16 protein-coding genes and 1 pseudogene are annotated in these 22,578 nt (G+C 53.9%); 3 read left to right on the top strand and 14 right to left on the bottom strand.

From position 1 onward, the window contains the following. Positions 1-668 precede the first annotated feature (668 nt). The gene (locus CJP46_RS15840; RefSeq protein WP_094596559.1) at positions 669-2,045 is read left to right on the top strand and encodes a serine hydrolase; all 1,377 of its coding nucleotides are present in this window, start codon (positions 669-671) and stop codon (positions 2,043-2,045) included. A gap of 174 nt (positions 2,046-2,219) precedes the next feature. Here the strand turns inward: CJP46_RS15840 and CJP46_RS15835 are convergent, their stop codons facing one another. From CJP46_RS15835 to CJP46_RS37405, 8 genes and pseudogenes are all read right to left on the bottom strand, one after another. Next, entirely contained in the window at positions 2,220-3,104 is an 885-nt protein-coding gene (locus CJP46_RS15835; RefSeq protein ID WP_094596558.1) for a carbohydrate ABC transporter permease, read from the bottom strand. 22 nt (positions 3,105-3,126) lie between these two features. Further along, on the bottom strand, positions 3,127-4,017 hold the full coding sequence (locus tag CJP46_RS15830; RefSeq protein ID WP_094596557.1) for an ABC transporter permease: 891 nt from the start codon (positions 4,015-4,017) through the stop codon (positions 3,127-3,129). 93 nt (positions 4,018-4,110) lie between these two features. Further along, the gene (locus CJP46_RS15825) at positions 4,111-5,784 is read right to left on the bottom strand and encodes an extracellular solute-binding protein (RefSeq protein ID WP_373558010.1); all 1,674 of its coding nucleotides are present in this window, start codon (positions 5,782-5,784) and stop codon (positions 4,111-4,113) included. 158 nt (positions 5,785-5,942) lie between these two features. Continuing rightward, complete coding sequence (locus CJP46_RS15820) at positions 5,943-7,385, bottom strand: response regulator transcription factor (protein WP_179281180.1); 1,443 nt, start codon at positions 7,383-7,385, stop codon at positions 5,943-5,945. Then, the gene (locus CJP46_RS15815) at positions 7,360-9,126 is read right to left on the bottom strand and encodes a sensor histidine kinase (protein ID WP_256992358.1); all 1,767 of its coding nucleotides are present in this window, start codon (positions 9,124-9,126) and stop codon (positions 7,360-7,362) included. Before CJP46_RS15815 ends, CJP46_RS15820 begins: the two co-directional genes overlap by 26 nt. A gap of 262 nt (positions 9,127-9,388) precedes the next feature. Further along, positions 9,389-9,754, bottom strand: coding sequence for a GntR family transcriptional regulator (locus CJP46_RS15810; RefSeq protein WP_094596554.1), 366 nt, complete (start codon positions 9,752-9,754; stop codon positions 9,389-9,391). Continuing rightward, a complete protein-coding gene (locus tag CJP46_RS15805) occupies positions 9,751-10,407 on the bottom strand; it encodes an ABC-2 transporter permease (protein WP_094596553.1) in 657 nt (218 codons plus the stop codon). Before CJP46_RS15805 ends, CJP46_RS15810 begins: the two co-directional genes overlap by 4 nt. Further along, positions 10,400-11,252, bottom strand: a pseudogene (locus CJP46_RS37405) (ABC transporter ATP-binding protein). Before CJP46_RS37405 ends, CJP46_RS15805 begins: the two are co-directional and overlap by 8 nt. 349 nt (positions 11,253-11,601) lie before the next feature. Here CJP46_RS37405 and chrB point away from each other — a divergent pair. Both chrB and chrA read left to right on the top strand, forming a co-directional pair. Further along, entirely contained in the window at positions 11,602-12,201 is a 600-nt protein-coding gene (gene chrB / locus CJP46_RS15795) for a chromate efflux transporter ChrB (protein WP_256992357.1), read from the top strand. Continuing rightward, positions 12,185-12,721, top strand: a complete 537-nt coding sequence (gene chrA / locus CJP46_RS15790; RefSeq protein ID WP_094596552.1) for a chromate efflux transporter ChrA — start codon at positions 12,185-12,187, stop codon at positions 12,719-12,721. The genes chrB and chrA overlap by 17 nt, the downstream gene beginning before the upstream one ends. A gap of 251 nt (positions 12,722-12,972) precedes the next feature. Here chrA and CJP46_RS15785 read toward each other — a convergent pair whose 3' ends face one another. From CJP46_RS15785 to CJP46_RS15760, 6 genes are all read right to left on the bottom strand, one after another. Beyond that, positions 12,973-13,413, bottom strand: a complete 441-nt coding sequence (locus CJP46_RS15785) for a MarR family winged helix-turn-helix transcriptional regulator (RefSeq protein WP_094596551.1) — start codon at positions 13,411-13,413, stop codon at positions 12,973-12,975. Positions 13,414-13,630: 217 nt separating this feature from the next. Beyond that, a complete protein-coding gene (locus tag CJP46_RS15780) occupies positions 13,631-14,299 on the bottom strand; it encodes an SGNH/GDSL hydrolase family protein (protein WP_094596550.1) in 669 nt (222 codons plus the stop codon). A 43-nt stretch (positions 14,300-14,342) separates the two neighbouring features. Continuing rightward, positions 14,343-17,387 carry an alpha-mannosidase gene (locus tag CJP46_RS15775; RefSeq protein WP_094596549.1) on the bottom strand — a complete coding sequence of 1,015 codons (3,045 nt, stop codon included), beginning with the start codon at positions 17,385-17,387 and terminating at the stop codon, positions 14,343-14,345. Beyond that, positions 17,380-19,971, bottom strand: a complete 2,592-nt coding sequence (locus tag CJP46_RS15770) for a glycoside hydrolase family 38 C-terminal domain-containing protein (RefSeq protein ID WP_179281179.1) — start codon at positions 19,969-19,971, stop codon at positions 17,380-17,382. Before CJP46_RS15770 ends, CJP46_RS15775 begins: the two co-directional genes overlap by 8 nt. A gap of 2 nt (positions 19,972-19,973) precedes the next feature. After that, the gene (locus CJP46_RS15765) at positions 19,974-20,825 is read right to left on the bottom strand and encodes a sugar phosphate isomerase/epimerase family protein (RefSeq protein WP_094596547.1); all 852 of its coding nucleotides are present in this window, start codon (positions 20,823-20,825) and stop codon (positions 19,974-19,976) included. 72 nt (positions 20,826-20,897) lie between these two features. Further along, positions 20,898-22,523 (bottom strand): hypothetical protein, encoded by a 1,626-nt coding sequence (locus tag CJP46_RS15760; RefSeq protein ID WP_094596546.1) that lies wholly within the window; start codon positions 22,521-22,523, stop codon positions 20,898-20,900. Positions 22,524-22,578: the final 55 nt, after the last annotated feature.

Here is a 22,578-nt window from a genome sequence, read left to right as displayed (position 1 = left end):
GATTACCTTAAACATGAATAAAGCGCTTTCATTTGTGTCTGATTTCAACTTCTCTGCCGGATCCGGCTGGCAGCTCCTCTTCTTAAGAACATTCCTTCTTGGCGACGATCCGCAGCTGAACTGAGACAGCCTCGAAAAGTTGCTGCGAAGATGACCTCCTCAGTTTTAGTGTTTTCTAAAATAATTCAATACATATTGAATGAATCCGTTTGCAAGTATAAAATAACATACAGGAAATACCGTTGTAAATATAAAATCTAAAACATTTTATATTTTTTTAAAATATAATGAGATCGGCCCTTTTCCTTCCGCTTCGCTCCTTTTTCTAATCCATATTCCCAATTACGACATGTTCCTCCCTTACCTCAACTGAGCATCATGCTCCATATCCCCATCTCGCTCCTCTCTTCGACAATTTTCAGCACCAATCCGCCGAATTCCCCACTGTTTTATATTTTTATAAAATAAAAAAAGGAATCCCATCAATATGGATCCCTAGTTCAATGTAAGTAATTTTGTCAGAAACCCTGCATCGATTGAATGTTTTGATCAAAAAGTGAAAGCTAATAAAAACGATTGTAAACTAATGTTACATACATTTATAATAGGAGTAATACATCAATTCATTTATGTCACTTTATATAACATAACCTTTGGAGGGATGTTCGATGAGCCGTAGACGGAAACCGGTGTTACGAAGAACCCTGATGACGACGATTGCCGCCACTGCCCTTCTGACCAGCCTGCTCCCTGCAGCGTCCGATGCAGAGCCGAGAAAAGGTTTGTCCGCCATCGTATCGGCCGTGAATCCCATCCTCCGGCAGGCGGAGAAGGACGGGATTCGAATGACGGTCGGTATCCGCGACCTCAGCGGCTTGTATGGATATGAAACGCTGCTGCTCGGGTCCGGGGAGCCATACATGCCGGCCAGTACGATCAAGCTTGCCGTCGTATCCGCCCTGATGCAGCAGGTGGACCGGGGCGAACGGTCCCTGACCGATCAGGTCACCGTAACGCCCGAAGACGTGGTAGGCGGCAGCGGATCGCTGCAGACCGAAAACTTTCCGCAGAACCTCACGCTGGAACGCCTTGCCCGCTTGATGATCACGCAGTCAGACAATACGGCGACCAACGTGCTTATCGACAAGGTCGGCATGGACCGGGTCCAGCAGCTGATGGACCAGCTTGACCTGCGTACGATGCACCTCGGACGCAAAATGTTTGCGGCTGCCCCCTCTCCAGCACAGGACAACTTCATCGACGCCGCGGATTTGACGGAGCTGCTTGGCCAAATCTATCAAGGTTCCTTCCTCTCGATATCCTCCAGAAACCAGATCATCGCATGGATGGCCCGGCAGGAGGTCAACACCAAGTTCGGGGCTGCGCTGCCCGATGCGCCTGTTGCCCATAAAACCGGGGAAAACGCCAATGTGACCCACGATGCCGGCTATTTCCTTGTGCCGGGGCATGAACTCGCCGTCTCGGTGCTGCTGCAGGTGACGACCACCCAGGATTTCGACGAAGCGCAGCGGATCGGAAATCCCATCGTGCAGCAGGTAGCCAAGGCCGTCTACGGCCAACTGGTCACGGATCAGGAAGCGTCCGCAGGCACTCCGCTCAGCCGCGCCGAGTTCACTTCACTGCTTGCCAGAGAGCTTGGTCTGACATCACCAGCGGATCACTCGGACCGGTTTCACGATATCGGCGGGGACAATCCATACTTTAGCGACATCACCGCTGCCCGTGAAGCAGGCATCGTCTTCGGAACCGGCGACGGCCGGTTCGAAGGATCGGCTGCGATCACGCGGGCCGAGATGGCAGCGATGGCGGTTCGTGCCTACGAGTTCATCCATGGCAAAGCCAAGGCGGAAGCAGAAGTTCCCGGAGCGACCGAAGGCACCGTGCCGTCCTGGGCCGCAGGCTATGTCAGCAAAGCTATCCAACTTGGAATGATGGACCCGGACGCAGCACAAATAACGGACCATCCGGCCAACCGGCAGGACGCGGACCGATTTATCATCGGCATGTGGAACTTCACTCACTGATCCGGCATCATCTACGGATGCCGTTAGATTAAACACATCAGGAATGCCCTGTCGTCATATCGACGATAGGCGCATTCCTTTTGTCTGTATTCTCGGTATTTTTCCCAGCCTTATCAAGTGCAGACGTATGCGGACCCAGCGGACATTCTCCGATCCATGTTGTCCGCATCCCCCTCATTCTTTCACGGAGCCCAGCGTAATCCCCGTAATAAAAAACCGCTGCAGAAACGGATAGATGACCAGTACAGGAATCATTGCAATGAAAATTTTGGCCGCATTCAGCGTCCGGTTCGACAGTTCGCTCATCCGCTGAATCTGTTCCGCCGTCATCGTGTTGGCATCGATCACGACCACCATCTGCTGGATATACGTCTGCAGCGGATAATGGTCCGCCGCCGACATCAGCACCAGTCCGTTAAAAAAATCGTTCCAGTGGTACACGATGCTGAACAGCGTAACCGTAGCGATGACCGGTCCCGCGAGCGGGATAAAGATCTGGATCATCATCCGCCAGGGGCCCGCTCCGTCGACAAGGGCGGCTTCCTCAAGCTCCTTCGGCAGATTGCGGAAGAAGTTGATGACAAGGATGACGCTGAATACCGGCACGCTGTTGCCGAGAACAAGCGCCCAAATGTTGTTGATGAGTCCCAACGATTTTATCGTCATGTACCACGGGATCAGGCCGCCGTTGAACAGCATCGTAAACACAAGGATCCACATGATCACATTGCGCAGCGGCAGCTCCTTGGCATTTTTGGACAAGGGATAAGCCATCAGCAGAATGACCACAAAGTTCAGTCCCGCCCCAAGAATGACCCGCTGCACGGATATCCAGAACGAGTTGAAAAACTTGTGATCTCCCATCAGTTCCTGGTACGAACTCAGGTTGAATCCGACGGGCCACAGCCCCACCCGGCCCGAGCTGGCCGCAGCATTGCTGCTGAGCGATACGGCCAGCGTGTACCAGACGGGCAGAATGCACACGACTGCAATGCCAACCAGGATCACAATCAGCGCGATATCAAACAGCCGGGAGCCCGCCGTGTTGTCTTTCACCATCGATTATGCACTCCTTTTGTCATCAAAAGATACGGTAGTTGGCAAACCGGTAAGCGAGATAATAGGAGATCGTGATCATCAGGAAGCTGACCACCGATTTGAGCAGGCCCATGGCTGTCGCCAGGCTGAACTGCAAATTGACCAGTCCTGTCCGGTAAACCCAAGTGTCGATAATGTCGCCGCTGGAGTATACCAACGGGTTGTACAGATTGAAGATCTGCTCAAAACCCGCGTTCAGCACATTGCCAAGGCTCAGCACCGATAACAGCACAATCGCCGAGACGATGCCTGGAAGCGTTACGTGCAGCATCCGCCGAAACCGGGTCGCCCCGTCGATCGCAGCCGCTTCGTACAGGGCCGGGTTGATGCCGGTCAGCGCGGCCAAATAAATAATCGTGTTGAATCCGAACTCCTTCCACACGTCGCTTCCCACGATCAAGGCGGGAAACAGGTCCGCACGGCCAAAAAACAAGATCGGCTTGATATGAAACACGGACAAGATCTGATTCACCGGACCGGTGTAGCCGAAGATGTCGAGCAGGATTCCCGAGAGTATGACCCAGGACAAGAAATGCGGCAGGTATACGATCGTCTGAATCCAGCGCTTTAAATATCGTATACGCAGCTCATTCAACAGCAAGGCGAAGATGAGCGGGATAACCAGATTACCGATGATTTTGAGCACGGCGATCACCAGCGTGTTGACCAGAATCGTCCTGCTGTCGTTCAAGGAAAACATGTATTTGAAATTTTCGAGTCCGACCCATTCCGAATGCAGGATCCCTTGGCCCGGATTGTAATCCTGAAAAGCCATGACGATGCCGAACATCGGAACGATGCTGAACAGGGTCAGCCAAATCAATCCAGGGAGAAGCATCAAGTAATAGTGCTTGGCAAATCCCTTGTTAATCATCGCGGAGCCCCTTCCTTAATCGATTCTTTGCTTAAATAGGGGAGGCGCCGGAACGGATCCCGGCACCTGCCTTCCCTTTTCCGCGCTTGAAGCCTATTGCGCGATTTCCGCCACTTCCTTGAGAATGTCGTCTCCGCCCTGCTTCCGCCAGTCCTTCACGAACTGATCGAAGGTGTCCAGCGGCGCGGCACCCATAATGATTTTCAGGAACGTTTCCTTCTCCATTTTGTCAAGCGTCGCCCACTTGCTCTCCATCGTTTTCGTTTGGGAATAGGTCAGACTGTACGTTTTTTTGTAAGGCTCCATCAGTGGAGCAATGCCGACCAACGTGGAGTAGAGCCGCTTCCAAGCACCCAAATCTGCATTCGGGTCCCAATACTGGATATCCATTTTATCGTACGGCTCCAGTTTCACCTTTTTGATGTTTTCGGCATCGGCCTTCAGCAGTTTATAGCCCGGCAGGTCGAGCTCCTCCGGCTTTTTCGTGCCGGCCAGCACTTCCTTCATCGCATTGTAGGTCACGTACATTTCATCCATTGGCGCAAACACGATGCGGAGCGGGTAGTTTCCGATGGCGACGCTAACGTCGAATTTGGATTCGTCCCGAAGCAGCAGGTTTTCCATTTTGATCGCGGCTTCCGGATGCTTATATCCCTTGCGGACGACGAGATACTGATTGGACGGCGTCCCCATATGAGGCGTGAACTCCCCGTTTTTGTCGAGCAGGGTGTAGGCCTGCCAGTTCGCCTCCGGATTGTTTTTGATCGCGTCCGCCAGCGGGCCGTACCCGCCTGCCCACCACAATCCGAAGTAGATTCCGGACGTGCCGTTCTTGATCAGCTCCTGCGCGTCCTTACGGATGCTCATTTCCGGATCGATCAGCCCTTTGGCATACAGGTCCCGCAGCTTGGCGAGCGCCTCTTTCGTTTCCGGTTCGATGGACCCGTAGGTCGGATTTCCGTCCGCACCCTTCAGCCAGAAGCCCGGGTAGGAATGATAGGCGCCAAAGACCGGATCAAATCCGTAGTTGTTGTTGTTCGGATTAATGAAATCCGCATTGAGCAGCCCTCCGGATTGCGGGCCGCTGATCCCGATGGTGTCTTTTTTACCGTTTCCGTCCGGATCCTGATCCACAAAGGCTTGGGCCACCTTCTCCAGCTCCTCGACGTTGCGCGGCACCTCAAGTCCCAGCTTGTCGAGCCAGTCTTTGCGAATCCACATGATATGCTGCATGTCCGATTCCGCCGTCACGTTTGGCAGCGCATACATTTTTCCGTCGAAGGTCACGGATTTCATCGCGAGTCCGTTTGTGGATTCGATGATCTTTTTCAGCACCGGGGAGGCATATTGCTCATACACATCCGACAAGTCGGCGAGCTGATTGCTCTTGACCATTTGCCGCAGCTGCGTGTCCGTCACGACGAGAGCGTCCGGCAGATCGTTGCTGGCGATGGCCAGATTCACCTTTTGCTGATAATCCTTGCCGACGCCTGCCTGCCAAATGATCTTCGTATCAATGTTGAGATTGTCCTTGACGTACCGGGTATACACGTTATTTTCCGGTGTATCTCCGGACGGAAGGCTCTTGTCCGCCGAGTCGACCTCCTTGCCGATGTTGATCGTGACCGTTTCGCTGTACTTGCCGAACGGGTCCACCGGATCTTTGGATACGCCAGCATCGTTCTCCGAAGCGCCACCGCTGCCGCATGCGGACAGAACCAGCATCATGCCCGCTATGGCCAGGCTCATCATGGATTTTGCTCTCATCATATTCGCCCCTTCTTTCGCTCTTGGTTTGCTTGCACCCTTAACGTAACACAGGAATCCGCATTTCCCGGTTAGACGGGAGTTTCAGGATGGGATAGACAATTGACTTGAATCGGGCAAATGTCAGCGGTTTCAATGAAACGTTTTCGACGGATTTCCTACTTTCCGGAAGACATTTCTCTACCCTCATCCGATTGATTGCGATATTCGCTTGGCAGCAAACCGGTATACTCCCGAAAAGAACGGCTGAAATATTTTTCATCCTCATAACCGACATGCTGCGCGATCCAGAGGACGGTTTTGGTCGTATTCCCCAAATAATGCTTGGCTTGGTCCAAGCGGATGCGCCGCAGGTAGGCGTTAAAGTTGGTTCCGACGATCTCCTTGAAGCATTGGCTGAAATAGCTGCGGCTCATGCTGACCCGGCGGGCGATTTCCGCCGCCGTTAACGGCTGGTCCAGCTCCTCGTGCAGCATGGATACGGCCGTCATCACGCTCTGAATGACTTCAGGCGAAAAAGGAGCCCTGCCCCATTCTTCGCGAAGCTGCTTACGGACGGCGTCAAACCATCCTTTCACCTGAAACCAGGAATCCAGCGGCGTATGCAGGCGGATGCGGGACGTTCCGGTTTTGCCTGCCAGCTGGTCCCATCGGTCGGCCAGCACATAGAGCCGCCCCGAGAGTTCCGCTTGCGGCAGCCTTAGATCCTTAAGCTCCTGCAGGTATGTCTGAAACAAACCGTCCCGGTAGATCCAGCCGGGCGAGAGCCACTGGGCCATCACGGCGAGTACGGTTTCGTCGGTCACAGAAGTCGCGCCGGATTCGGGCGCTGACAAGTTTTTGTCGATCACGTTCACAGCCGGATCATATTCATAGAAAAACTCACCATCGCTGTATTTCCGCACCCAGTCATGCACTTCGGCAGGCATTCGGCCCTGGATGCCCGTTAATCGAATCAGCGTCCAATCGGAGTCCGCCGAAACTAACCGGACCAATTCATCCAGCCTCTCCTCGCCCTTCTCCCTTTCCCCGAAGGTAAAGAACAAAACTTGGTGCCTTAATTCTGCAAAACGCTCCGCGTGCCGGACCGGCCATTCCACCACTTCACCCGGCTCCGTACCGCGGCCTGCGGGCAGCAGGATGTAACCCCGGTCCGTCGTGAAGGATTCGTCAGGACTGCTTGCACCGGGCAGCATGCTCAGCTTCCGGATACGTCCTTCCTGCTCCGTAATGCGGCGATGAATCCGTCCCAGCACCTCTTCAAACCGCTCCTTCTCCAGCTGAACTTTGGCGATATAGTCGATGGCCCCCAGCCGGATCGCTTCCTGGATGTATTCGAAATCCTGGTGCAGGGTCAGCACCGCGATATAGACATCCGGATGCTGCTCACGCACCAAGTGCATCAGCTCCATACCGGACATGACCGGCATTTCCAGGTCCGTCAGCAGCAGATCGACCTCATGGGCGGCCAGAAATTCCAGCGCTTTCGATCCATTACTCGCCTCCCCGACCACCTCCATCTCGAAATCCTGCCAGGGCATCACCGAAATGAGCCCTTTCCGGACCAGCTTATCGTCATCCACCACCAGCACTTTTATCATGGTCCGCACCTCCTTCATTAGGTAAGCTAAGCTTGATCGTCGTTCCTTCCCCGAGCTTGCTCGATACGCTGAGCTTGGCCATGCCGCCGTAATGCATCCCGATGATCCGGTTGACGTAACTCATCCCGATCCCCATCCCGGAGCTCCGGTTCCCCGCCTCCGCGGACAGCAGCACCTGGATTTTGTCCTCGGGAATGCCCGCGCCGTTATCCTGGATGGAGATCACGATTTGGTCTGACAGCCTTACATCCACCTGAATGTAGCCGTCATCATCCAATCCGTGGTAGAGGGCGTTCTCGACGAGTGGCTGCAGAATAAAACGGGGAATAGGCACATTCAGCACCTCCTGATCCACGTGAATATGGACGTCGAACTGGAAATCATAGCGGATTTGCTGCAGAATAAGGTACTGCTTCACCGCATCGATCTCTTCCTGAATGGTGGACGTTTGGCCCAGTTTTCCGAGATTGTAATGCAGCAGTTTATTCAGGGAAGAGACGAGCCTGTCGATTTCCTTCTGGCCGTTCATGACCGCGATCCAGCGGACCGTGTCCAGGCTGTTCATCAAAAAATGCGGGTTGATCTGATACAGCAGCTTCTCCACCTCCAGATCCGCCCGCCTTTTTTCCTTGATCTCGACTTCCCGGAACAATTCCCATATTTGATGCTTCATTTGCTGAAACCGCCGCACCAGCAGGTCGAATTCCGGTATATGGGTGCGAGCCGCCGGATTGCCGGCGCGATTGTTGGCCATTTGTTCGATTTCCCGGTGAAAGCCGCGAAGCGGGCGGTAAACCATTTTCCACAGCAGCCATCCCAGCAGCAGGCTCATGCCGAGAAACAGCAGCGAGAACAGCCCGATCTGCACGAACCACCGGTTGATTTCGCGGTTATAGTCCGCCTTGGAGGTCAACGACACGATGCTCCAGCCTTGATTGCTCGTTTCTTTAAACCAGTAATAACCTTGTTCCGTGCCCGACGCCTTGGCCAGATCGAAATGCGGAAACTTCGTTCCGATCTTAAAGGAGTCCGGGGCATCGCTGTAGGCGATCCGTCCGTCATTATCCACAAACACATGGGAAGCCGCCCCGCCCACGGCATCATTGTTCAATATGTTTTGCGTCAGCTTGAAGCCGGTCTCCATGTAAATATAAACGCCGTCCATGTTGGGCAGATCCACCTTGCGCATGGCGGAAAGCACGTATTGGTTGTCAAAACGGCTGTTGCTCACATGCGGCCCGTAATAGGAGATTTGGCTGTACTGCGCCAGCAGGGGAAGCTTCTCCGGAGCGAAGCTGTCCTTGACGCCCGAATTCTCCAACTCATAGTGGCGGTCGTTCATAAAATAATACATAGCCAGTCCGATGCTCGGGTTCGTGAACGTAATCAGTCCGAGCTCCTCCTTCAAATCGCTGATCGTTTTCGCCCGCTCGAACGGCTCGTCCGCCGCCAGCATTTCGCTCAGTTTGTTCCCGACGCTCCCGCCTATGGCGAACTGCTGCGACACATGGTTGAGGTTGTTGATGGAATTTTCCAGGGAGAGCTCGACTTGTTTGAGATTGCTCTGGATGCCGTTTTGGATTTTGTTGGTGAGGATGGAGTAAATGGTGAAATACGAGATGAGCACGATGCTGACAAACGGAATCAATGAGCTGAACAAAAAAATGATCATGATCCTTCGTTTCAAGGTCAGATAATGATAGATCCGCGCCTTCCACCTTGTTTTCATGGCTGTCGTCATGGCAGTCCCTCTTTTCTCATGCTTGACTTGTTCCCTCCTTCATGTCTTGGAAAATGAGATGGGTGAAGATCAGATGTAGGTTAACATAGACGATGCCGGGCGTGCATTAACGATTTGTCGCGTTAGCCCGGAAAAACATGTCGCACGCGGCATAAGCGTGAATGAGCAGCAACAAAAAAAGCCCGGCAGAAACGGCGAATCTATTTCGCTGTTCCGCTTGAGCTTTTATAGGTGTCAAGTTTCGTGGCAAATCAGGCGAAGCCTAATAGATCTTCTTCAACAGCTCCATCACTTCATCCAGGGTAAGACCAAAGGATTTGTAGTATGAAGTGTCGTTAACCATTTGCTTCAGAATCATTTCATCGCGTATTCGCAGCTTGTCATCGGGTGAGAAATCGGCGACAAAGCACCCTTTTCCCGTGACCGTGTTGATCAAACCGCATCGTTCGAGTTCCTCCCAGGCTTTCTTTACGGTGATGACACTAACGCGCAGCTCCTGGGCCGCTTGCCGGATCGGCGGTAAACTATAACCGCTTTCCAGCCCCCCTTTCAAAATTTGGGCGCTGATTTGTTCGAAAAGCTGCTGGTAGATCGGTTTTTCGGATGTGTTGGAAATGGCGATGTTCATTGGATCTCCACTTTATGGAACCGCTTAGCCGCAATCCGGTATGCAATCATCGTGAGCGCAATAAAAATAACGATTCCGGCGATCAGGATGGATGCTTGAAGTGCCGCATTGTGGACGCCGTCCCCATTGAAAATGTCGGACATCAAAGAATTCTGGATTCCGATCCATTGCGCAAGTCCGGCAAAAACCATCGCTCCGGCAACTCCCGCAGTCGCTGCCCCGCCAAATTTATACGCCGTTTTGTAATACATGGGGATAAAGAGCACATTGAAGATCGCAAGCATAACCAAGCACAGCCCCCAAAAACCTGGATACGGACCGAAGAAATAGTAGGTCAGATCCGGGTATAGCAGGAGATTGATGATACCGAAGATCACGGCCGGAACCAAATGCAGCAATTCCAGGATGACAATGACGAGCACCCTTGCTTTTACCATGTCCGTTTTGGTTACAGGCATCATCGAAGTAAACATCAAATCGTTTTGCGCCCGGAATTGGCCAAATATATTGGGAACCGTGATCCAGCAAAAATACAGCAGCACAATAAAATAGAGCCAGCTCGGAATGAGCATCAAAGCGCCTAACACGACAGGCAAAATAAAGAATAACGGATTGATTCCCAGTTTTAAATCCTTCATCACCAAGTTATACATACATATCCTCCTTTTTCGCGAAATAAATCATAATTTCCTCGAGAGTCGGCCGGGCCGCTTTCAAATCTAACGTTGGATCGAAGTCTTCGGCATGGATCAATCCCGTAAAACCGAACGAATTCGTTTTGTAGGAAATCAACTGCTCCTTCACCTGACCCAGTTGGCTTTCACTGCCGTTCAGCAAACGGTAGGAATCAATAAACTCCTCTTTTTCGGCGCTGTTGATGATGCGTCCGTTATGGATATAGGTAATATAATCCGCGCACTTTTCCAAGTCCGATGTAATATGCGTTGAGAACAGGATGCTGATTTCACCTTCTGCGACGAGCGATTGAAAAAGATCGAGCAGATCATCCCTGGCTATCGGATCAAGCCCGCTTGTCGGTTCATCGAGAATAAGAAGCTTCGCGCCATGGGATAAGGCAAGGGCCAAATTGTACTTTACTCTCATCCCTGTCGACAACTCGACGATTTTTGTTTTCATCCAATTTGAATCTTCTCAAATAATATGAATAGATTTCATCATCCCAATTCGCATAGAACTTCTTCACTACATCCGTCAAGGTTTTTATTTTGCTTCGGGTATAAAAGTCGATGCCGCCAAACGCATAACCGACTTCCTGTTTCAATTCGATTTCGTGTTCGGTGATGTTTTTGCCGAAAATACGCACCTCGCCGCTGTCGGTATGAATCAGATTCAAAATCGCTTTGATCGTGGTCGTCTTCCCTGCGCCATTTGCGCCGATAAAACCCATAATATAACCTTTTTCCAGCTGAAACGTCACGTCTTTCAACTGGAAATTCGGGTAGGTTTTACTTAAGTTTCGAATGTCTAATGCCAGCATACCGTTCCTCCTCGATAAATTGTGTATATCGTGTATGCACAATATACCATCACGAGAATGATGAAGTCAACGGATGGATACCCGATGGTTTGAAAAAGTTTTTTACATTCAGCCAGCATCCCGCTTTTACCCGCAAGCGGTAATTATTCTTCCGAACGATACGGATTGCTGCTAAAATCAAAATATTGAGCATTTTGGACATTCATAGGGATGATCCCCAGCTTCAGAAGCGGTCAAGCTTTCCTCCCATGCTGCCGGAGCTTTGCCCGAAAAGTGCGGCCCGCCCGCATCCCATCTAAACGGGGATTTGAATGTATCATTCGTTGAACGACAAGGAAGGAAGTGCACCATGCTGAAAACATACGCTGAATTATCCATCGCCATGTTCCGGACCGGAGTCCTCGGGTACGGTGGCGGTCCTTCGACCATACCGCTCATCCGGCACGAGGCCGTCGCCAGGTATAGGTGGATGGCCGATGAGGAATTCGGGGAAGTGCTGGCCATCGCCAACACGCTGCCCGGACCGATTGCGACCAAGCTGGCCGCCTATCTCGGTTACCGCCTGAAAGGAACCCTCGGCGCGCTGGTCGGGGTGCTGGCCCATATTCTTCCCAGCGCGGTCGCCATGATCGCACTGGTTTCTTTTATCGACGTCTTCAGCTCGTCGCGCATTATCCATGGCATGATCGAAGCTGTCGTTCCGGTCGTGGCCGTCATGCTGGCCCAGATGTGCTATGAGTTCGGCGAAAAGGCGGTCAAGGGCCTTGGCAAATATACCGCGCTTGCCTGCGGGGTTATCGCGTTTGTCCTGCTCGAGTGGGTGCAGCTGCATCCGGCGATCCTGATCGCCATCGCGCTCGCCTACGGCTCGGTCCATTTTAAACTCATCGGCAAGCTGAAAGAAGCCCGCGCGCGGAAGGAGGAACACCACCATGGAGACATGGATTGAGCTCCTGATCGGGTTCTTTCTTGCCAACGTGTTCGGCTACGGCGGCGGCCCCTCCTCTATTCCGCTCATGCATAGGGAGATCGTACCGCATTACCACTGGCTGTCTGGCGCCGAATTTTCCAACATGCTCGCCCTTGGCAATTCGCTTCCGGGACCGATTGCGACGAAAATCGCCGCTTACGTAGGCTATGATGCAGCCGGGTGGATGGGAGCACTCGTCGCCGAAGTAGCCACCATTGTGCCGTCCGCCGTTGCCTTAATCGTTTTGATGCGGATTTTGCAGAAATACAAGCAGTCCCAGGCGGTCAAAGGCATGACACTGCTCGTGCAGCCTGTGATCGCCGTCATGATGCTGCAGCTCACCATCCAGAGCTCCAAAGAATCGATCCTGTCCATCGGCTGGATCCAGTTCGGCGCCATCGCCCTCATCGCGTACTGGCTGATGCAGCGCCGCAAAGTTCATCCCGCGCTTGTCATTGTGGGGGCATTTATATACGGAGGCATCTTCTTGGGAAAATAGCCCGGTGCAGCCCTTTCGCAAGGGCTCGCCTTTCCATTCAAGGATCGCAAATAAGCATCCCCTTCGGCCGGTCGCCCCGGTCTCAGGAGGATGCTGCTGCGATATGGAGTTAGACGTCAGAGGCAAGCTGCCTTTTTTCCAGTATAGATCCGCAGAAATGGTGACTCAGGCGATATGGCCTAGGTATATGCCGATTCTGTTTTCTTTTGTGAATTTTTCATATATTGTTTTTTTTAACATGATTGATATAGTTAGCCTTCGAAGCCCTTTGCGTTCATATGGTCGATCAATCGGCTAAGCACGTTTACCGTTGTTTCGTATTCCTCTTTCGTGATCGGTGCGAACATGTGTACGCCGGCTTCCTTTACTTTGGCAGCCACCTTAGCATATATTTTGTCGCCGGCGTCCGTGAACTGCAGTTTGGTTTCGCCACGCTCGGATGGTTTAACGATCCGCACCCATCCCCTCCCGATCAATGAATCGATAACTTCATTCAGCTCATCCGCTCCGAGATAATGGCGGGCATACAGCTTTTCTTTGACGGCCAAGCCGCTCAGATGTATTCGGTTCATGATCTGCCAATGAAAACGGGTTAGGCCGATTGTCCGCAAAGACTGATACATATAACGCGTCATGGCTCGATCCGTTTCGTTCAGGTACCATCCAAAACCGTACGATTTTTCGCCTTCCATATACGATCCTCCTTCATTTCTTTATAAATGATTATAGGAGGATTCGCGCCAAGGAAACATGACCTTTTTAGACATCAGTTAATAACCCGGAGTGTATAAGCAGGCAAAAAAAAGCGATCGTACACGAACCGGTCGCCTTTTCCTATATCTATTGTGAGTTTTTCATATGCTGAATTATTAAAATATGACCAGATGAAATCCTTATTCGATTCATCAATCAAGCATCGCCGCCCATGCGCTTCCAATCGAAGCCGATCGCCTGCAGGAAGGCGCGTGCGATCAGCATGTGCCCGGTCAAGCTCGGGTGTACCCGGTCTGATGCGATGGCGGTAGGATGCACATAGCCCAGCATCGGTTCAAATACCGCTTGGGTATTCACGAATAGCGCTCCAAAGCGCTCGGCAACCCTTTGGGAAGCCCGGCCATACTCATCCATCCGCCGTCTCATCCCATCTTCCGCATTCGGTTCGATATAAAACGGTGTCATGATGACAAGACCTTTCAAGCCGGGGAGCGCCTGCTCCGCCAATTCCGCCAAGGTGTGTTCATACTCTTCCAGGAGCACATGCGATTCCGGAATCGCCGGTTGATCGAACTGCCGCCACACATCGTTGATGCCGATCATGATGGACAGCCAATCCGGCTTCAGGTCCAAGACGTCCGTTTCCCATCTTGCTTTCAAATCTCTGACCGTATTGCCGCCGATCCCCATGTTGGTTACGCGAATATCCAACTCCGGATATGCCGTCTGAAGCAAGGTATCCACCAGCGACACATACCCTTTTCCTACGCCTTGAAACAACCCTTCCCCGTAAGGAAATTTACGATCGCAGTCCGTAATCGAATCACCGATCATGACCAGGCGCTGTCCTTTATCCATCTTCATCTTCGCCATTCCTCCCATCTTTGGTCCCTTTGCTCTTTCACTGCTACTCATCGTGTAGTACAAGCCGAATCGTTTTCACTTCGAAGGGGCGGAACTCAAGCTTCAGCTTCCATTCAGCAACCGGCAGGTCGGACGTCACTTCCTCCAGCATGTTGGTTTCGTACGCTTTTTTGACGGGAAGACCCAACGCCAATCCGCACGATACCGTGGCCCCCTTGCTCTCATAGGCCCGGATGACCCAATCTCCCGAACCGTCTTCCGCAAGCTTGATCGTCTCCGCGATCACGTTTGCACGATCCGCCTGCAAGAGGGAGGTATGACCCAACCGGCTTCCGCTTTGGACGATGCTTACCGGGTAATTCAGCTCATACGCCTCCTGAACGACGGGACTGTCCAGAAACGCCCCGTTCCATACGAAAAATCCGTAAGTAAACTGATGCGTTCCCTGATCGGACCTCTCGTCCGGATATGTTGGCGAGCGAAGCAGCGTCAAGCTCATCGTGTTGTCCTGCACGGCAATCCCATACTTGCAATCGTTCAGCAGCGCAAAACTACGGTTGGCCTCCGCAAGCACCGCCCATTTATGCTGGCATACTTCGAATCGGTCGGCATCGTGCGGCCTGGAAGCATGATTCGGCCGTTTGACGTAACCGAACTGAATTTCCTGCATCGATTCTTTCGCATGAATGCGTACAGGAAAATCGACCCGGAGCATTTTGTTCTTTTCATTCCAATGCACCGTCGTATGAAATTCAATTCGGCGGCTGCCGGCCCGGATCCGGATGTCCTGAATCATTTTGGAGTGATGAAGCGCGCGTTCGACGCGGATATTGGCAAACAGGGGACCCTGAGCGGTGACATACACCTCGGCCTTCTCACCCAGCGTTACCGCAGATGCTTGATAGTCCCGGTCGATTTCCCACGCGTCGAACGCCGACGGCTGATCGCGGTACATCTTCATGGCGTTGCAATTTCCCGCCGTCCATTCCGTCCCGGTTTCCTTGTCCACAATGCTGACGATCTCGCCGCATTCATTGATGCCAATGGTCAGGTATTCATTCTCGAGGCGCGATTTCGTTGCAGTTATCACTGCTCTTCCCGGCGCTACCGGCGCTGACTCTGCCGCTGTAACCGTGTATGTCGCCCATCCCGTAGACGGCGTTTCAACCTCCGTGAAACTTATGCCGTCATGCCACTGCACAGGGCGCGGTTTACCGTCCCGATCCGCTATGCCTAGGGCGCCTTCGGGCAGGGCAACCAGCTCTTTTCTTGCCCATGAGAGCGAGTTAAACGCCGTGATGCCGGTACGCTCGCCATCCGCAAGCGCCTCTCTTGCACCGGATGCCATCGTATCGACGAGCCCGTTCAATTCCGTCAGCTCAGCCTGCGCCTCCTCATGCACGCGATGGATGGACGTGCCCGGCAAAATATCATGAAACTGATGCAGCAGCAGCTTCTTCCACAGCCGATCCATCTCCCCATACGGGTAGGTCCGGTGCTGAAGCAGACTTGCGGCGGCTCCCCACATTTCGGCATCGCGAAGCCCGATCTCCGCCTTCCGGTTTAACCGCTTGAGCTGAGCCTGCGTCGTATAGGTTCCACGGTGCGCCGGATAGTACAGCTCTCCGACGTATTTGGCATCGGGAATGCCTCTTTCGATCTGATCCTCAAAATAGTCGATCGGCGAGCCATGCGTCGTGCGCGGAACGCCTTCCAAATTTTCAAGCCGACGTAAGAATTCCAAGTCGTCCCGGTTGGCTCCGCCACCGCCGTCGCCGTGGCCGAACTGCACAAGTCTAGTCGCGATGCCGTCTTTCTGCACCCGCTCATTCCATTGACGGATGAGAAACGACGGGTTGACCCGTATCGGAAAATCACCATAATCCAGCAGATGGGTAAGCACCTGCGAGCCGTCGATCCCTTCCCACAGGAAGGTATTGTACGGGAACGGGTCCGAAACGTTCTCATACGTCTGGAACATTTTCACGGAAGCAAAGTACCGGAGCCCGCAGCCCTTCATAATTTGCGGCATGTTGCCGGAGTACCCGAACACGTCGGGGAGCCACAGCATTTCGTTCTCCTTGCCGAATTCCTCCTTGAAAAAGCGTTTGCCGTGCAGCATTTGCCGGATCAGACTCTCCCCGCCGGGCAAGTTGGTATCGGATTCCACCCACATCCCGCCTTCCGGAATGATCCGTCCTTCTGCCACTGCTCGTTTGATGCGCGCATACAATTCGGGATACAGGTCTTTGGCAAGCTGGAACAAATACGGCTGGCTCTGGACGTAGCGGTAATCGGGATATTCCTCCATAAGCGTAAGCTGATTGGACATCGTCCGGGCGATTTTCCGCTTCGTCTCCTCCATCGGCCACAACCAGGCGATATCGAGATGAGACTGTCCCATGAGGTACAGCAAGGGTGCTGTCGATCCGTTCACGCATGCCAGGAGCGGCGCCATCCGCTGCCGGCATTGTTGAACGTTCGCCGTCAGCGCATCCTTCGCAAGCCCCCAATCGATCGTCCGGACGACCTCTGTCAGGCAGCGGTCGATTTCCGCCGCGCGAAGCGAATCCGCATCGATATGATTTCTGACCTGAACCAAACATTCTAAATCGATGTAGAATTGATAGACCTCTTCTTCAAACAGGCAAAGATGCGATTCGCCGAACACCGGCTGTCGGCCCGAATGGCCGGCGTACGCTTCGGCGACGATTTCAAACCGCTCGCCGTGCTTAGCGCTGCGTGTCAACGTTACATCATGGTGCTGAAGATCCAGCGCCCCCCGTACGATTCCGTTCACATAGACCGTCGCCTCGGAACCGAAATCGGCCCGAATGACCAAACGTTTGCCTTCGGCCTCTAGGGGGGCGGCAACCGATGAACGAAGCCATCCATACATCCAGTCGCCGCCCCACCGGTCGCCGGGCCCTATCGCCTCAAATCGGATACCTTCTATGTTCTCGCAAGAAAGCCGCTCCTCTGTGACGAAGCAGGAAAAATCGACCGGCGAGATGACTGAGTACATGTAGCGGTGTTTATCCTTCAGCAGCTTCTCGACATGATATAGAATCTCTTTTCTCTTATCCAAATGACGGATCACATCCTATGATTTGATCTGGGTTGCAGCGGATGTCGCTGTACCGGAGCGTGGCGAGACCATGCTGCTGCAGCGACAGGTTTACTTGAGAGGCATGGTCCGGTAATGCTATGCTTTGTAACCGCTCTTTAAACTTGCCGTCCAGTTCGACGGCTGTAACGTCGCCGAATTCCGCGCTCATCTTGATGGAGAAGCTAGCCGGCTCGGACCCGGAATTGTACAAACGCACGAGGAGGTCCCGGCCGTCCCGCGTCACAGAGCTGACCACGATGGACGGGTCGGACACGTCCAACAGGGACCACGAGCCGGTTAATCCTGCATTTGTGCGGCCATACACCGCAAGGAGCGGCTCCGTCCAATTCGTGCATTCCTGCTGAATGCCGGCCCGGTCCCAGCGTCCGGCGTGAGGCATGATCGCATACCGCGTCTCTTGAACGCCGCGGAGCGGACGCTTGCCCCACCAGAAGCCGCCTTCCCCTCCCCAGCCGAGGGTAAGGGCTAGGGGGTCTTCCTGCGAGTGGGAATATCCCGTCGTATGATCGGAAAATATGGAAAGTCCCAAGTCGTGCTGCTCGTCATACACATCGACCCAATTCAGAATAACGCTGTGCACGATCTCGTCCCACCGCTCGAAATGCGTATCGTCATGACGGCTTTCCGTTACGTCGAACGCGGAATTTTTGTAGACCTTCCGGTTTCCGAGCGCAACCGGAAATTGGGCCTGCAGCTTATACCTTGCGTTATGATGCGACTTTCTCCGCTCCGTGGATCGATTTTCCGGCGCCATCTCCCAGGGATCGCCGATCCATATGTCTTCCTCATAACGGAAACGAACATGGCAATCGATCGCTCTCCGGCCTTTTGCGGCAATAAGTGTCGTTAAGAATTCGACATTCGCGAACCGTCCCTTCATCTCCAGCACGACCCGGAGCGGACCGTTCTCACTCACCGTGACGTCAACGGGGGACTCGGTGCTGCTGAACCAGCGTTCCTCGCGAATCAGGTAGCCGGTAAACTCATTGAACGGCCGGCTCACAGTAACGAAGGATTCGTTCAGCGCTTTGTCAAACAGCTGTGTGATGACTCCCCCGCGTGCTGTATCGATCCGGATCTCGTACAGATCGGTGGATATTTGAACCTCGCCGTCAAGAATGACGGCAAAGGCACCGTCCTGTACCCTGTTTGCCTGGTCATCCACCGGACCCGCAGGCAAGGCCTCCTCGATCAAGTATGTTCGGTAGCCCATCGCGGGAGCCTCCGCTTCGAAGATGAGCCGGCATGCTTGGACACTTCCGTCATCAGGACGGACCCTCGTCGGCACAATCTGATGCGGAATCGGCGTTCCATCCGTCTCCCGTAAATGAACGGTCTTCTCCCCTCCTTCAAGGGGGATTTCAAGCTCCGTAAGTTCCTTCCGCGGAGTGCCGGACGTATTAAACACCCGGATCGCGTATGTATTGGGCTGACCAACCGCCGCGTCGTCCTGCCGGAAGCCGTCCAGCGCGGATTCGCGGATCTCGTCTGACAGCAGCTCCGCCATCCAGCTTTGCGCGCCCGCCTGCCATGCCCACTGCTGGCGTCCTTCCCGGGTCGTCGCACAGATCCATGCATCATGATGCTGTGACAAGAGCAGTTGATCCCATGCGGCTTGAAACTTCTCCGCCGGATAATCCAATCCGCGGGCTACGCTCGCGACGGAAGCCAGCTTCTCCGCCGACACGATCGCCTGCTCTGCCGCCCGCACCTCCCGCGACATCCGCTGCAAGGTCCCTTCACCCCATGGCAGCGTGCACCGGATGTCCTCTTGGGTAAAATGCCATTTCGCGGAAGGCGCTTCCGCGATTTCATCCATGTACTCGCGCCATGTCACGTATTGGACATCTTCCCCGTCCAGCCGCGGATTCGCCGGCCAACCCAAATCCTGCAGAAAGCTGCCAACAGGATGAGAAATCCCGTGCGCGAGGCATTTACCGGCAAATGCCGGCTCCATTTGGCTTGCTTCGGTCTCCCAGCAGTTCTGCAATTCTTCGCAAGCATATCTCGGTACGCAAGGAATCGAGGTTCCGTCCGGCCCAACCCACAATACGGTTTCGTGGTTGATCCCGGAGGCATAGCCTGCCCAAGCGGTTCCGGGGTTTTTGAGCACGGCCCGTTTGTAGCCAAGTGACCTCAGCATTTGCGGGTAGCTGCTGCTCCAGCAAGGCTCCTGGGTGGCATAGGTGTCCACGGTCAAGCCCGGGAAATGCTCCTGAACGATCTCTTTGCCGCGGATCAAATGCCGGATATTGCTTTCGCCGCCGATGACCCAACCGAACGGCTGGGCATAGCTTGCCGCTACCATCTCCATCCGCGGTGTGCCGTTCTCCAGCAGATGTTTCCTGATCCATTCATACGAGCGCGGATCGGTTCGGCGCAGCGCCTCCCAAGAAATCGGTTCGATGTCGAGGCACAGCTTCCATTCCGGACTGAGACTGAGCCGTCGGATCACGTCCGTCCAGGATCCAAGGGGCATATGCCCCTTAATCCCGCCATGGTATCCGTCTACAAAATACGATTTTACCGTTTGCTCCTTCACCTTCATTTGCCTTCCATACCGATTCCGGCAGCGGCAAATACGCGCTCGAACCCGGCTTTGGAGCGGAGAATCAGCTGCTCCGGCGTATCTTCCGGCATAGCTGGCGTCAAAACTTCTTGCGATACGATACCATCGTATCCAATGCGCTGCAGCGATCTTAAAAAGCCCTCCAAGTCGATGACACCTTCCCCAGGGTACAGACGCTCGTTATCAAGCACGGCCTCGACCGGCAGATCCGGCGCGTCGTTGATATGCACGTGAACGATTTGCTGCGGCTGCAGCCGCTCAATGTCGTCTGCGGACAGTCCGTTCGTGTGCCAGTGATACGCATCCAGCAGCAAGCCGACATTCGACTCGCCGATCGCGTCGATCCAGTCCAGCGTCTCTTCCATCGTCCAGATGAAAGGGTATTTCCAGGCCGTCCGCAAATGATGCGGACCGACGAATTCCAGGGCAAGCCTGATGCCATAGGAGCCGAGAATTTGGGCGCAGATGCGCAGACGCCGGGTGGCGAGCGCCATGAAGTGCGCCGGTTTGGCGTCGGTCGATGGCAGGATGTACGTGCAGCAGCGCGTGCAGCCCAGCGACCGGGCTGCGGCCGCCGCTTCCGTTAGACCGGTCAGCCCTGCCAGAAACTCGTCCTCGCCAACCCTCCATTCCACGGGCAAGCCGATCGCGCCGATGACGACTCCGTGCTGCTCAAGCTTTTTTAAGGCCCTATCTGTTCCCAGCCGCTCGATCAATCCCCTGGCATCCACGTCAACCGCTTGAAAACCGCCCGTACCCGCCAGTTCGATGAACTTCTCTTCACTTTCGACTGCCCCCAAACCGGCAAGCGTCAATCCCTTCAGCATTTGGATGTTCCTCCCTCAATGTTGTTTAATAATGACTGCATGATTTCAAATCTGCCGGAGCGCCGAGGCGCTCTATTTCCCGGTCGTATCTTGAACCGGTGTCAGCCCAAGCTTCGGATTGGCCAAGTCGAGCTTATACATGACCTGATTGTAATTATAACGCGGCGTAGGCGCATGATCCGTAAACGTATTCGTATAGGTACCTTCGAAGTAGATGACCCGGCCGCCCTCCTTATTGAAAAACTTATGCTGGGCTACGTTATAAAAAGTATAGTTGTTATGCGTGACGATCTTTTTGGCCGTGATCCAGGGACCTTGAGGCGCAGGAGCTTCCGCGTACCAGATTTCCCCGAGTACCGACGTTTTGCCTTGCGTCTGCTGCCCGATCATCACGTAACGCTGCCGATAATCGTTCCATTCGAAGGAGCTTGAAGCGATTTTGACCGTATCGCCGGTATCGGCATCTTTCAATGAATAGTAGTGCGGGTCGTTCGCCTGAATCAGACCGGAATCGATCAGCTCCCTCTCTTGATCCTGGCTGAGCGGCGGAGTGTTCTTTTTCCAGCCCCATACGAGCTTGCCGTTCGCGTCGCGTTCGAGCGACGTTTGGGCCCCTTGGTATGACGTTCCCGGCGTTAGGCACGTAAACGATTCGTATTGAGTATAGTCGATGATGGCGTCATAGCTGGCGGCCACGCGCAAGTTCGGCATCTGATGTTCGGTAAAGAGCCAGTAACCCTTGCCGTTCTCCTCGTAATAAGTCGCCTGCCCGCCCGGGTGGCGCCAATCTTCTTTGGAAGGGAACTGGACGACCTGCTCGAACTCCTTCTTGTCGTCGTTAAAAGCAACAATGCCAAAGGCGCTGAGTTCGGGATTATGCGTGCTGTAGCCGGCGAGCAGGCGCTCTTGTCCGTTGCTGTCCTTGGCGGTCATCAAACCGAACACCCAGGCGATTCCGGCACCATCGGGCAGCTGCGGCACCAGACTTTTAACGAAACCGTCTTCTTTCGTAAAATAATCCATATCGACGCCTATATCGGGATCGAGACCGCCCTTTTCCGGCAGCTTCGAGGTGGCCCCCGCCACGCGGAAGTTCCCCAGCGGATAGGCCGGTCTGTCCGTATCGCCCCAAAACCAGTACAGACGGTTGCGGTACTTGATCGATTGGACGGAGTCCTGCCCCATCACCAGCCCGTTCAGGAGCGGCTCCTTGATCGGTGGCTTCTGGCCTAGCAGGACGCTGTCCCGATAGATGCCCTGGCCCGTAACCCGGTATAACCGCTCGGCGATATTGACCCGGTTCATCTTCAGCGTGACGCTTCCGCCCGGTGTCACTTCAACAGCCTGGCCGCGATAGCCGAACATGTCCGTCGGCACCTCGTAGCCGTCGCTGGACAGATGGAAGAACACTTGCTGATCCATCAGTCCTGGTTCGTTGAAAGCCACGATTCCGGCGCTGTCCGTGTAATATAAAAGATTGTTCGTCGTCTTCAGCTCAACGAGAGGAATCCCCCTGCCCGTCTCGGCATCCACAACCTTGATCATAAACGGCTTCCGGACAATCTTCTTTGCACCGCTTGCGTCCGGCTTGGCATTACTTCCCTCCGTCTGCGCTGCCATTGCGGCGCCCGGCGCCGTCATGACCATCAGCATAACGCAAGTCCATATTCCCGCGCTCTTCCACGGCTTCCATTTCATTTCGTTTACCTCCTGGGCGGATTGTCCTTTTGAGATCGAAGAATACGGTCCTATT

It is taken from the genome of Paenibacillus sp. XY044, from assembly GCF_002257645.1.
Lineage (GTDB): Bacteria > Bacillota > Bacilli > Paenibacillales > Paenibacillaceae > Paenibacillus_AQ.
This window is presented reverse-complemented; position numbering and strand designations above follow the sequence as displayed.